9 protein-coding genes and 2 pseudogenes are annotated in these 13,253 nt (G+C 61.2%); 6 read left to right on the top strand and 5 right to left on the bottom strand.

Annotation, left to right across the window (positions count from 1 at the left end; translation table 11 throughout):
- Nucleotides 1–22: 22 nt before the first annotated feature.
- On the bottom strand, nt 23–1,399 hold the full coding sequence (locus tag KFO72_RS05260; RefSeq protein WP_225031563.1) for a sialidase family protein: 1,377 nt from the start codon (nt 1,397–1,399) through the stop codon (nt 23–25).
- A 640-nt stretch (nt 1,400–2,039) separates the two neighbouring features.
- On the opposite strand from KFO72_RS05260, the gene KFO72_RS05255 reads away from it, so the two are divergent.
- The 5 genes from KFO72_RS05255 to KFO72_RS05235 all read left to right on the top strand — a co-directional run bounded on the left by KFO72_RS05255 (nt 2,040) and on the right by KFO72_RS05235 (nt 7,775).
- The gene (locus tag KFO72_RS05255; protein ID WP_225031562.1) at nt 2,040–3,524 is read left to right on the top strand and encodes a sensor histidine kinase; all 1,485 of its coding nucleotides are present in this window, start codon (nt 2,040–2,042) and stop codon (nt 3,522–3,524) included.
- Entirely contained in the window at nt 3,509–4,894 is a 1,386-nt protein-coding gene (locus KFO72_RS05250; protein ID WP_225031558.1) for a sigma-54-dependent transcriptional regulator, read from the top strand. Before KFO72_RS05255 ends, KFO72_RS05250 begins: the two co-directional genes overlap by 16 nt.
- 148 nt (nt 4,895–5,042) lie before the next feature.
- Nucleotides 5,043–5,843 (top strand): hypothetical protein, encoded by an 801-nt coding sequence (locus tag KFO72_RS05245; RefSeq protein WP_060606263.1) that lies wholly within the window; start codon nt 5,043–5,045, stop codon nt 5,841–5,843.
- A 91-nt stretch (nt 5,844–5,934) separates the two neighbouring features.
- The gene (locus tag KFO72_RS05240) at nt 5,935–6,495 is read left to right on the top strand and encodes a hypothetical protein (protein ID WP_054935062.1); all 561 of its coding nucleotides are present in this window, start codon (nt 5,935–5,937) and stop codon (nt 6,493–6,495) included.
- Between the two features lie 44 nt (nt 6,496–6,539).
- A complete protein-coding gene (locus KFO72_RS05235; protein ID WP_225031557.1) occupies nt 6,540–7,775 on the top strand; it encodes an MFS transporter in 1,236 nt (411 codons plus the stop codon).
- A 291-nt stretch (nt 7,776–8,066) separates the two neighbouring features.
- Here KFO72_RS05235 and KFO72_RS05230 read toward each other — a convergent pair whose 3' ends face one another.
- The 4 genes and pseudogenes from KFO72_RS05230 to arcD form a co-directional block, all read right to left on the bottom strand.
- On the bottom strand, nt 8,067–8,303 hold the full coding sequence (locus tag KFO72_RS05230) for a hypothetical protein (RefSeq protein WP_054935060.1): 237 nt from the start codon (nt 8,301–8,303) through the stop codon (nt 8,067–8,069).
- Between the two features lie 606 nt (nt 8,304–8,909).
- A pseudogene (locus tag KFO72_RS05225) lies at nt 8,910–9,194 on the bottom strand (ornithine carbamoyltransferase subunit F); the annotation flags it as partial.
- 75 nt (nt 9,195–9,269) lie between these two features.
- Nucleotides 9,270–9,593, bottom strand: a pseudogene (locus KFO72_RS05220) (arginine deiminase family protein); the annotation flags it as partial.
- A gap of 28 nt (nt 9,594–9,621) precedes the next feature.
- Nucleotides 9,622–11,103, bottom strand: a complete 1,482-nt coding sequence (gene arcD, locus KFO72_RS05215) for an arginine-ornithine antiporter (RefSeq protein ID WP_225031556.1) — start codon at nt 11,101–11,103, stop codon at nt 9,622–9,624.
- Between the two features lie 850 nt (nt 11,104–11,953).
- Here arcD and KFO72_RS05210 point away from each other — a divergent pair.
- Nucleotides 11,954–13,117 (top strand): porin, encoded by a 1,164-nt coding sequence (locus tag KFO72_RS05210; RefSeq protein WP_054935076.1) that lies wholly within the window; start codon nt 11,954–11,956, stop codon nt 13,115–13,117.
- Nucleotides 13,118–13,253: the final 136 nt, after the last annotated feature.

The raw sequence follows: 13,253 nt of genomic DNA, 5'->3' as shown, positions 1-13,253 counted from the left end.
GGATCGAATCGCTCCCTGGCATCTACGGCTGTGCAAACACGTCGGTGCGATTTGTGAGATTTCCCGTGTTCGTTTGTACGAAGAACGGCACGAATGTCGAGCCGATCGCGATCAACCCTTGATAGTCCCCGACGAAGAATCCTTCGGCATTCGGTGCAGTCGTGAGGTCGAACGAGCCCGCCAGGTGGATTTCGTTGCCGAACGTGACGCCTTTGTTGGCCGATGTCGTTTGCCAGATATCCGTCGGTAGCGAAGTGATGTTGCCAGCCGCCAGATTGCGGAAATCGTAGTACGTCACGGCAACGCTTTCCGACGAGTTGACAACGATGCCCGGATTGAATGCGGGGCGTCCTGTGGGCGTGTTGACCCGTATCGGCGTGCTCCAGGTCGCGCCGTCGTCACCTGACGTGGAAAGCACGATCTCATCGTACTGCCCGCCATTGAAGCGGGAATCCTGCCACACGACGTAGAGCCGCCCGGTAGTCGGGTCGATTGCGGGCTCGGGAATGATGTCCCCTGAACGGACCGCATCGCCGGTATTCGGATTGAAGACCGATACGGTCTGCAGCCCCGAGATGACTTTCGGCTTCGTCCACGTTGCGCCGTCATCGGTCGATTTGATGAACGCCACTTTGCCGGCCGCTTTGGAAAACGGCGGAGAGATCAGGTTGAAGAAGTCATAGAGCGTTCCCTTCTGCGAATTGACCACGATCTGGTTGCCGATGGTCTGCTGGCGGGAAGGTACTTTCACGATCTCGGTTGGTGTGCTCCATGATTTACCGCCATTGGTCGTCTTCGAGAACAGCGTCGGCCCCCGGAACGCTGCCGTATGCCGGTTGGCGTATGGGTTCCCGTTCGGCAATTCCAGCCGGTCCCACACGGCATAGGCGACGCCTGCCTTGACGGGATTCGCCGTCACCGACTCCTTGTCGTTGAAGAACTGCAATGTCGGTTCGTTGTTGGCGATGATGGTGCTCGGTAGCGCCCACGTCAGGCCGCCGTCGTTCGAAACCGAAGCGAGTACCGCATTGCTGTTGTCGGATTGATTGAATGAGATCGAAACAGCGTACGCCTTGCCATCGGGCCCAATCGACACCCACGGATCGGACGCGCGCTCGTAAGCTGTCCCGCCCGCGCATGCGCTGAATGGCAATGGCGCTGGCTTACTCCATGTAAAACCGCCATCGCTCGATGAACTGGCAACCAGGCCGTGCGCGCCGCCGTTGTCCCATCGGTCCTGCTGCCATACGCCGATCAGTTTCGTGGGGTTGGCCGGGCTGCTGGCGATCCAGGGCTCGACTTCGGCGTTCAGATAGTTCGTGCCGGGGCCGCCTGTGGTGCAACTCGCAAAGGGACTAGGACCGGAGACCAGAACGGGCGCAGCACGACTGGTCGGCATGATTGTGGCGAGGACAATAACGAGCGGGATGCTACTCAACACTACACGGGGCTTGTAGCAACGCATGGAAGGCTCCTTTCCATTGCGGCCTGTAGCAACGTGCTGTAGCCTGCTAGCGGTTGCGAAATCAGTGGAGTGGCTTGCTTCTTCGCCGATGTTTTCAACGACGGCTTCGTCGGCGCGTTTTGTTTCCGCCATTGTTCGCTCGCCTTAGGTGCTACCGCTTCGATCGCCACAGAACGCGAACGCTGGTCACCGCCAGCGCATCGGTCAAGACTGAACTACGCATAGCAAACGGTTTTCTCACGCATCAGAAACCTCGGTTCATGATGACTGGCCTCTTTGCCACGACGGTCATTTGTCAGATGCGTGGAATGGACTCTAGGTCGTGACGAAAGACGTTGCGCGAGTTTTTTGTAACAATTGAAAGCGATACGCACTCTTATTCGTCGATCCATGGTCGGCCTGTGTTTCCGCATAGAACACTGATGCCGCAACAAAGCGAACGCATCGGTTTTCGCAATCCCGGTCCGCCGCACTATCGCGCTGAGGCACAATTGAACGAACGCGCTGTCATCCACGGATGGCGGCAGAGAATTTGCTAATGATCATCCTCGTTCAGTTCCCGTGCAGGCTCCTTATGCCGAGACCGTCGTTCTCCACCCAGCTTTACGTACTCTGGATACTCGTCGCCATCCTGTGTGGCATGTTGATCGTAGCCGTGTGGCTGATGCTGTCGTCGGCACTCGGAGAGCGTGTCGATGCCGCGAAACAACAGGCGACAGCGACGTGCACGGCGGTTGCATCGCGCTACGATCTGTCGATACGGCGGCCGGATGAAGCTGACGTCGATCTCATGCATGCCGTGCTCGATCTCGTGCTGATCCGCACGGAGGGTATCGAAGGCGGCTTCTGGAGTGTCGCACCCACGGCCGGAGCACCGAATGGCTTTCTCGCGTATGCGTTTCCTACCTATGAAGGCAGTGGCGTGAAGCGCGACATCCCCGAGGCGGAGACGCCGCTCATTCTCCGCACGCTGCACAATGTAGCCAGCACCGGCCAGATGCGGGCGGACGTCGTACCCGCGAGTGCTGATGCAGTGATCGCCGTCGCCTGCCCCGTCCCGCATCATGCCGGGCTCTTCACATGGGTGCTCACGCGCGCCCGCCCGCCGTTCGGGCCGTATGGTCAGCGCGCGGCGACCTTGCTGGCAGGCGTACTCGCGATCATCGTGGTGCTGGCGCTCTTGCTCGCCATGGCCTTCAGGCGCTGGAAGCGTAATCTCACGCAACTCGAACTGGCACTTGCGCCGAACGGCAGGCTTGAACAGGGCAGGCACATCGAGCGGCTCGGCGAACGTGATCTGGACAACATCGTCGACGCGCTCAATCGATACGTCGAGCGCGCCGACCGTCTTCAGCGTGAAGCGGGCGAACTGCGCGCAAAGCTCGGGCAGGCGGAGCGCTTCGGCGCGCTGGGCAAGATGGCCGCGCAGATCGCGCATGAAATCCGCAATCCCGTAGGGGCGATGCGGCTCAAGGCGGAAAACGCGCTCGCGGGTGACGAGGCACGCCGGGAGGCTGCCTTGAGAACCGTCATCGAGCAGGTCGGGCGTGTCGAGTCGCAGCTCGCGAGCCTGCTTGCGCTAACCCAGCCGGTCATCATTCGCGCCCAGGAAGTCGATCTGCCCGCGTGGCTCTCCGATGTCGTTCGTCCGCATGAAGCGGGCGCGGAGAACCGGCACATATCGTTGACGTCGCAAGCCGATTCCTGTGCCACGCGTCCCGCTTTCGATGCCGCGCAACTGGCACGCGCGCTCGATAACCTGATCGTCAACGCACTGCGGCATGCGCCGTCCGGCGGACACGTCACGGTCCGGGCACGTGCCACGACCCACGACGGCGGCAAGCGGCTCAGGCTCGAGGTGCTCGACGATGGTCCCGGCGTGAAGGCAGACGAACGCGAGCGCATCTTCGAGCCATTCGTGACGGGCCGGCCCGACGGATCGGGTCTCGGCCTTGCTGTGGTTCGCGAGATCGCGTCGGCCCATGGCGGCCGCGCGTGGCTCGCCCAGGAGTCCAATCAGACCTGCTTTGTGATCGACATACCATGGCGACCATCCTGATCATCGACGACGACGACGCCTTTCGCGACGGCCTCGCAGAAACTGTCCGCGACCTTGGCCACACGCCGCTCGAGGCGCGCTCGGGTGAAGCAGCGCTTGAATCGTTGCGTGAGCATCCGATGCCCGACTGTATCTTTCTCGACTTCCGGTTGCCGGACGCGGATGGTCTCTCGGTGCTCGAGTCGCTGCGCGGACTGACAGGTCCGCAGCAGGTTCCCGTTGTGATGCTGACCGCGTATGCGACCAGCGACAACACGATCCGCGCGATGCGGCTCGGAGCCTGGGAGCACTTGACGAAGCCGGTCGGCCGCGACGAGATCGCGAGACTCCTTGAGCGCATCCTTGCGGCCCGTGTCGATGCGCCGGCACCTGAAGCGGCGCAGGCGTTTGCGGAAGAGCCGTCTTCACGCGAACCGCAGTTGCTTGGGATCAGCGAAGCCATGCGCGACGTACAGAAGCGCCTCGGCCGTGCGGCGGGCACGAACTCGACCGTGTTGATCACAGGCGAAACGGGCACCGGCAAGGAAGTGGCCGCGCGCGTGCTGCATCGTGCGTCAGCGCGCGCCGACGGTCCGTTCGTTGCCGTGAATTGCGCGGCGATTCCGCAGGATCTGCTCGAGAGCGAGCTGTTCGGCCATGGCAAGGGTGCGTTCACGGGTGCCCATGCGGAGCGGCGCGGCCGTTTCGAAGAGGCGCACGGCGGCACGCTCTTTCTCGACGAGGTGGGCGACATGCCGCTGGCGATGCAGGCTAAGCTGCTTCGCGTGCTGCAGGAGCGGGCGATTACGCCGCTCGGTACCAGCCGCACGATTGCAGTCGACGTACGCCTCGTAGCCGCGACCCATCGCGACCTGCCGAGCATGGTCGCAGCGGGCACGTTTCGCCAGGATCTGTTGTACCGGCTCAATGTGATTCCGCTGTACATGCCGCCCTTGCGAGAGCGGATAGCGGACATCCTGCCGCTGGCTGAACACTTTCTCGTGGCGCTGGCAGGACCGTCCGACGAGGCGCGCAAGCATCTCTCCGCCGACGCCCAGCGCCTGCTCGTCAGCTTCACCTGGCCTGGCAACGTGCGCGAACTGGCGAACGCGATCGAGCGCGCGCATGCGCTCGCGTCCTCTTCGCTGCTCACGCGTGAAGACTTCGCCTTCCTGTTCGATTCGGGCACGCACCCGGCCGACGCGATTCCCGCGAGCCTCCTCGAACTTCCACTGAACGAAGCGCTCGCACAACTTGAACGTGCGTTGATTACGCGAGCGCTCGCGCTCGCCGATGGCAATCGCGCCGAAGCGGCGCGCCGGCTCGGCATCAGCCGGCAGTCGCTCTACACGCGTCTGGCGAGTCTGGGCCTGTCCGACTCTGATGCCTGACGTGCCCAGGTGTCGGGAAAACGGACAGCAACTGTCCGGTTGCTTGACACTGCGTTCCGGCTCAATCGCATCGCTGCCCGGCGCCACGGGCTTTCGGTCAATGGCATAGCCCTTGCAAAACACTCCACGCCAATTGAAGGAGTGGACCATGCAAGCGATACCGAAGTACCCGCGCCGCCATGCGACGGCGCGCGTCCTGAATGCAATCCATGTTACGGCGCTCGTCGTGGCGAGCGCGGGATGCGCGGCCCAGACGCAACCCGAGCCGCCCGCTGCGCCTCCGCCTCCCGTCGCGACAGGCGCGATGCCACCCGTACCGCCGCGAGACATGGCTCCTATGGTGCCGTTCCCGCCGCCGCGCGGCGGCGGGCCGCTTGCCGACGTCGGGCCTGCTGTTACCGCGCAGGGCACCGTCTCGCGCTTTCTCATCAATCCGGATGGCGATGTCGATGGCTTTCTGACGAGCGACGGCGTGCTCGTGCATTTCCCGCCGCACATGGGCGCACAGCTCACCGCGACGGTTCGCCTGGGCGACGAGGTGCAGGTTAGCGGGTGGCGGAATGCGGCCGGCAATCTGACGGCGCAGCGCATCATCGACACCCGCAGCGGCCAGCAACTGGTGGATCAGCCGCCGCAGCCGGGGGCGCTGCCGCTGCCGCGTGAACTGCGCGGCGCGGGGCTGTCGCGCCTGAGCGCGCAGGGCCAGGTGGCGCACGTCACGACTGCACCGCGCGGCGAACCCGATGGCGTGATTCTCGCCGACGGCACCGTGATCAAGCTCACACCGCCGGTCGCCCAGCAGTTTCCAACGCTCGTGCAAACGGGCGTGAAGGTTTCTGCGCAGGGCTATGGCACCCGAAACCAGTACGGCACGGCATTGCAGGCGACGGCATTCGGATCGCCCGGCAACCTGACCCGCCTCTACGACCGCGCGCTACCGGCGCCTTGAGCCACATCTATCAGAGCACACCTATGAGTCCTGGCCTCGAACTGCGTACGACTTCAGCCAGATAAACCACCATCGAAAAAGGACTAGCGACATGCATTGGATCGATCCCGACAGCCTCCCCGAAACACGCGGCACGGTGACGCGTTTTCTCTTGAACCCGCACGGCGAACTCGACGGCCTGGTGCTCGGTTCGCGTCAACCGCGGCAGGTTCACTTTCCGCCCCACCTGTCGCGACAGATCGCGCGGCATGTGGCGGTGGGCGACGAGATCCGCGTGCGAGGCGTAAAGCCGCGCAGCGCAGACATGATCGCGGCCGTGTCAGTCACGACGAAGACGGGCAGGGTCATTCTCGACGAAGGTCCGCATCACGACGGCGAGAAACATCAGCGGCCGGAAGTGGAGCGCAGACCGATGCAGGCGAGCGGCGAAGTGGTGCTGCCGCTATTCGGTCCGAAGGGCGAGCTGCGCGGCGCGCTGCTGGACGATGGCACGTCGTTGCGGATGCCGCCGCATGCGGCCGCCGAACTGGCGTCATACCTCATGCCGAAGGTGCACGTTCAGGCGTGGGGGCACGGCATCGGGACCAGGCACGGGCGAACCATCGAAGTGGACGAGATCGCCGAACTGGTCGACGCAGCAGTTGACGCGTAAAGCGTTGCGACGGCGAATCAGTAGAGAACAACGGTGAGCGACCGATGACCCCCCAGTACGCGCTCGAAGCACTGAACTTCTTCATGGCCGATGTGCAGGCGGGCATCGGGCCGTTTCTCGGCGTCTTTCTGCAGGCGCAGGGCTGGCATACCGATGCGATCGGTACGGTGATGACGCTTGGCGGCATCGCGGGCATGCTCGCTACGTCGCCAGCCGGCGCACTCGTCGACGCAAGCCGGTACAAGCGCGGCATCATCGTCACGGCTGGCGTGATGACAACGCTCGCTTCGCTCGTGCTGTGGGTGGCGCACTCGTACTGGATGGTTGCGGCATCGCAGATTCTCACGGCGGTCACGGGCGCCGCGCTTGGACCTGCGGTGGCAGGCGTGACGCTTGGAATCTTCCATGAACGCGGCTTCGACCGGCAGTTCGGCCGCAACCAGGTGGCCAATCACGCGGGCAATGTCGTCGGTGCGGCGTTGTCGGGCTGGCTGGGCTGGCGCTATGGGTTCGGTGCGATTTTCGCGCTTGCGGGCGGCTTCGGTGCATTGTCCGTCATCTCGACGCTGCTGATCCGTCGCGATTCGATCGATCACGACAGCGCACGGGGGCTAGCCGCGACGTCGTCCCCACAGGAGCACGAGCACGCGAGCGGTTTTCGCGTGTTACTGACCTGCAGGCCATTGCTGCTGCTGTCCGCCGCGCTCGCGATGTTTCATCTCGGCAATGCCGCGATGCTGCCGCTCTACGGCCTTGCCGTCGTCGCCGCGCACAAGGGCGATCCGAGCGCGTTCACCGCGCAAACAATCGTGGTCGCGCAACTGGTGATGGTGGCCGCGGCGTGCGTCGCGAACCGGCTGATCGAGCGCCTCGGGTACTGGCGCGTCATCCTGATCACCTTTCTCGCGTTGCCGCTGCGTGGCCTCGTCGCAGCAATGTTCATTACGGCCTGGGGCGTGTGGCCCGTGCAGGCGCTCGATGGCGTTGGAGCGGGGCTGCAAAGCGTCGCTGTTCCGGCGCTCGTCGTGCGGCTGCTGCAGGGCACCGGGCGCGTGAACGTGGGTCAGGGCGTGGTGATGACGGTGCAGGGCGCCGGTGCCGCGCTGAGCCCTGCGTTGGGCGGCATGCTTGCGCAGCACTTCGGCTACGCGACGGCATTTCTCGTGCTGGGCGCCGTGTCGACGGGTTCGCTCGCGCTCTGGTTGCGGTTCGGCACCTCCCTGAAGATGGCCTGCGGCATTCGCCGCGATCGGGCCAGTCCCAACTCGCTTACTACATGAATCCGACTTTCCTCTCCTGGGGCATCGCGCTTGCCGCCACTGCGGGCGTCGTACTGCGTCCCGGCGGGTGCTTCTCGTTGATTATTTGTGTGTTCCGTCGCGGAACTGTTCGAGACTGACTCTCGCCAGGTCGAAGGCCAGATGCGTCACATAGCCCATTGCCATCTGCGGTGAGTCGCTTGCATCGATACTGTCCGGCCTTAGCAGTAGGCGGCTGGAAGGTATCCGGTTCTCAGACGCGCAAAAAGAGCTGCCGGAAGTCCGAGGGTGGCAAAACTCAGGCGTTACTGGTCAGTCACCTTGCGGCCCTGCCAGGACGTCGATCGCCGCTTGCCCAGCAATTTCCGCGACCAGATACGCCCAACGTTCCGTGAAAGGACCATGGCGAACTTTGATGAGCGCACCATCCAGATTGTCAGCACTGATGTTGTGCCCCGTTATCTGGAACGTGACGCTGTAAAGGTCGCGCTCAACTGGCGTCAACGTTACGCGGATCTCGAAGCCGCGATATGGGATCACTCGAAACATGAGCGCCTCGCGCGTAATGCGCCGGGGAAGAGAATGGGGTTCAACACTGCGGCCTGTTCGCCGGGGCAGGCGCGAAGCAGTCGTCGATGAATTTCCTTGCCGTGTGCTCGGCATACGTCAATGCGGCATCGCGCGTCAGGAATCTGGATGGCTCCGTCAGGTTCTCGACCTGTCTCGCCGATACATCCGGTGGAATGATCACCCACGAAGCTGCATACCGGAGACGACCCTTCATCCAATCTGATTCGCTGGGTCGGATTGAGACGTCGATTGTGTACCCACGATATGACGTAGAGACCTGCGTTTCCATGATCGCTCCCTTTTCACGCCGGGAGTGGCATGTGAAATCACTATACGCGCAATAGCCGGTACGATGCGTCTTTTAAAAACGCCCGCGCGGCCGCCGTTCTGCGAGTGCGCGCTCGTCATCGTTTGTTTGGTGCCGCTCGATCGAAGCTCATCACTCTTCGCGCGATTCCGGATACGCTGGAAGTGCTTCGTGCCGCGATAACTACCGCGTTATCACGGACTCAAGGCTCCAGCCCATGTCGCCGCACGAGCATTGATGACGGGGCTGGGCAGTAGTGTTGCGTTCGTGCTGCATTCTAGCGAATTACCCATGTCGAAGCGAGCGTCACCCAGATAACAGAACGACAGTTCATGCAATGGTTTATCACCAAACTCCTGCATGGACAGGAGGTCGGCCAACACCTGAGTCGGATGGAACTCGTCGGTCAAGCCGTTCCAGACGGGAACATGTGAGTACGCGGCCAGTTCTTCGACCGTCGTCTGATGAAAGCCACGATACTCAATTCCGTCGTAGAGGCGCCCCAACACACGCGCCGTGTCTTTCAGCGATTCCTTGCGGCCGAGTTGCGAACTGGCGGAATCGGTTCGCAGGCTCACAGGCAAGAACATCGCGCTGATCTTCGAGAAAACCTCTGCAGCGAGTTCTTCCGGCTTCATTTCGTCAAGCCAGGGCACGAGCTGTGCGCCCAGTTCTGCATCGACGACGCCTGGCGTTAACTTGCGTTCGAGAATCCACTCGCGGGCTTCCCGCCCTTGCAGGACGTCTGCGAGAAGATCATGCATTTCCAGCACCTCGACGCCATGCTCTTCCATCGTGCTGACGGATGCATAGTGATCGGTCTTTGCCTGCGATACCCAAAGCACGTCGTCGAACAGAAGGTCATGGCAGTTGGCGGGCGTCAGGCGCGCCTGAGCGAGTCCCGGGCGACAGACGATCACTTTGCGCAAGGTGCCCACTTCGGAATACACGCCATGCGTCATGGTTGTTCTCCTTTTTATCCTTCGTGGTCTACAGGCTAAGTCCGCCGTTCCACAGCAGCCAGCCGGCAATGACGGCAAGGGTACCGAGCGCTGCAAGGAGCAGAAGCTCGAAAAGCTTGAACAGGCGGGTTCCGCGTTCGCGTTTCGCCCAGCAATAGAGGATTGCGCCGGGCGCGTAGAGCAGAGCGGAGAGCAACAGATATTTCGGCCCGGCCGCGTACAGCAGCCAGCAGCAGTACGCGGTTGCCATTGCGCCGATTGCAATGTCGCGAGACCTCGCGCGATCCGGCTGTGCATAGCCTTCGCTGCGCACCGCAATGCGTGTGGCGTATATCGCCGAGAACAGATACGGCACGAGGATCATCGAGGTCGCGAGCGAGATGAGCGCCTGATAGGTCGCGTTCGAAACCAGCGTGATGATGAGAAAAAGCTGTACCAGGCCGTTGGTCACCCAGAGTGCATTGGCAGGCACGCCGTGGATGTTCTCGCGCGACAGGAATGCTGGCATCACGCCGTCGCTCGCCGGAGTGAACAGCGTTTCAGCAGCGAGCAGCGTCCAGGCCAGCAAGGCGCCGCCAACTGAGACAAGTAGGCCGATGCTGATCAGCACGGCGCCCCATCTGCCGACTGCCTTATCGAGTACACCCGCCATTGACGGGTTTTTCATCGCCGCCAGTTCGCCCTGGGAGACAATCCCAAGCGACAGGAGCGACACCGCCATCAGCAACAGCAGCACGACGAAGAAGCCGATCAGCGTCGCGCGCCCAACGTCCTCGCGATGTTGCGCACGCGCTGAAAATACACTGGCCCCCTCGATACCGATGAACACCCACACAGTAATCAGCATCGTGCTTTTTACCTGCGCGAACGCGCTGCCCAGCTTTGCCGCCCCCCAGAAGTCCTGCGTGAAAATGTGGCTCCTGAATGCAGCCATCGCAAGCACGATGAACAGGAGAAGGGGGATGATCTTCGCGATCGTCGAAACTGCGTTGAGCACCGCCGCACCGCGTACACCACGCAGTATCACCGCGTGCATGATCCATAGGACGATCGACGCGCCAAGCACGGCCCCGCGCGTGTTTCCGTCGCCGAACACAGGAAAGAAATAGCCGAGCGTGCCGAACACAATGACAAGGTAACCGACGTTTCCGATCCACGCGCTGACCCAGTAACCCCACGCCGAGTTAAAGCCGACAAATTCGCCGGCGCTGGCGCGCGCGTACGCGTAGATGCCGTTGTTGAGATCCGGTTGGCGGCTGGCAAGTGTTTGATAGACGAAGGCGAGCATCAGCATGCCGATGCCTGTGATCAGCCAGCCGAGCAGGATCGCGCCCGCGCCCGCTCCCGATGCCATGTTCTGCGGAAGCGAAAAGACTCCGCTACCTATCATCGAGCCAATGACCAGCGCCGTGAGCAAACCAAGGCGCAGAGGTTTCGTCGGTGATACGGCGGGTTTTGCCTGCGGCGCAGGCACGGATGCATGCGGCAATAAGTCGGCCAGGTTCTTCATGTCGCGACCTCGCGGGTTTCGAGATAAGACAATTAAGTCACTGGCGTGCCTCTGCGCGATTGATCTGGATCAGCCTCGCAATGAATCGGTCAATGCGACCGTACGCAAACCTCCGTGACTTAGATCGCGCAAAGGTTAAACGACCGCGTTTGTACACGGACTCACTTCTATAACGAAGTTCAGGACGCTCACCCGAGCGGCCAGGCCGGAACAAGAGCGCTTTCCGGAACAATCCCTTCCAGTTGCCACGGTTCACGAGCAACTGTCACACAAGTAGACTGCGCGAAACCTCAAACCAGGTGTCGTGTCGAGAGTCATCGTTACCGTAAGGTCTCAGTTTGAAATCGAATCTGCTTCGTTGCATTCAGGTGGCGCCCGTCGCGCTTGTCCTTGCTGTTCCTGTTTGGGTGCTTGCACAGTCATCTCCCGATCTCACGAGAGATCAGCTCAAAGCGGAAATCATCGAGCTCCGACTCGCGGGATCGCGTTTCGGCGCAGGCAGAGATCCGCATTACCGGGACAAAAACCTCGCCGCCGAAGGTGCTGCTGCAGTGCATCGCAATAGCACTGCGCCACAGGAACATGGGAGTTATGACGAGGGGGATCAGGGTTCATCGGAGTCAGGAGGGCCACGTAGATGAGGATTCAGTGCGATGAACATCAAGCCACGAATGAAGTGTTGTGTGAGGCGTAAAGGACCTTTCCAGCTTCGCGGATACGCGAGGAAATTTGAATGACTTAACGTTCGGCGTCGATCGGTTGATTCGTGTTCGCGGATGTCCTGTGGCGCGATCATTGATCGGCTGTTCGACGATACGTCAGTACATTCAACGGAAGGGGGCTAGCGGTGGTGAGAAAAGAAATATGTCTGGTGTTGCCAGCACTTGTGATCGCGACATCGGCAAACGCACAAAGCAGCGTCACGCTTTACGGGAAAATAGAAGATGGCTTTAATTACACGACCAATGCGCGCGGCCACGACGCATACCAGATGCAAAGTGGTTACGACTACGGAAGCCGCTGGGGTCTAAAGGGCAATGAGACGTTGGGAGACGGTTACCAGGCTATCTTCCAGCTTGAAAGCGGTTTCGACGTCAATACGGGAAAGATGGGGCAGGGTGGAAGAGAGTTTGGCAGGCAAGCCTTTGTCGGCATCGCGTCCGATCGGTATGGCACAGTGACAGTCGGCAGACAGTACGACCCCAGCGTCGATATGTTTTCTCCCATGACGGCGAATGGCAATTGGACGGGTTATCTGTTTTCACACCCTTACGATAACGACAATACCGATTACTCGTTTCGGGTCAACAACTCGGTCAAGTACGTTACGCCGAACATTCATGGCTTCAGCGCAGAGGCCATGTACGCATTCAGCAACCAGGCGGGGGGATTCTCAAACAACCGGTTGTACGGTTTCGGTGCGCAGTATCAGAACGGAGGGCTACAGGTGGGTGGCTCGTATCTCAAGCTGAATAACGCGAGCTCTTCGACCTCGTCGTCGGCCAATTCGTCAGGAGCGGTGACAAGCGACAATACGTTCAATGCACGTTCACAGCAGAACATCGGGGTTGGCGTCAACTACACGTTTGGCAAGACGCTGGTTGGATTTGCCTATTCGCATGTCGACGTCTATGCGCCAACATCGAATGCGTACTTCACCGGCACCACCCAACCAACTGGCGGCACATGGAACGCATGGAAGTTCGATAACTTCGAAGTGAGCGGACTCTATCATTTCACACCCGCTCTCTATCTCGGCGCATGCTACACGTACACCCAGGCTCAGCTTTCCTCAACCGTTGGGAAGTTCGATCCGAAGTGGCATCAACTCAGCATGAAGCTGAATTATGATCTGTCAGCACGAACGTCGGTGTTCGCTGAAGGTGCCTATCAGCATGCGGTCAGTGCAAATACAGGCACCGATTTCGACTTTGCGAACATTCCAGGCTCGGCAGACGTGTCTTCGGGTCGCAACCAGATGGTCTACCGCGTTGCACTGCTGCACGTGTTCTAACAAACGGCAACGGTGCAATATCTTCGCGCCGGCGTTGCATGCCGGCGCGGTGCATACCGCTTCACGGATGAGCGGGTAGGTCGGCAAACAAGTGCCTGGTGCTTGCTGTAAAACGATCGCTTGTCCTGGCCCACCG

Origin of the sequence: Paraburkholderia sp. XV (assembly GCF_020177535.1) — a bacterium.
GTDB lineage: Bacteria > Pseudomonadota > Gammaproteobacteria > Burkholderiales > Burkholderiaceae > Paraburkholderia > Paraburkholderia caribensis.
Note: the sequence above shows the minus strand (reverse complement) of the source record. Positions and strands in the feature narration are given on the sequence as shown.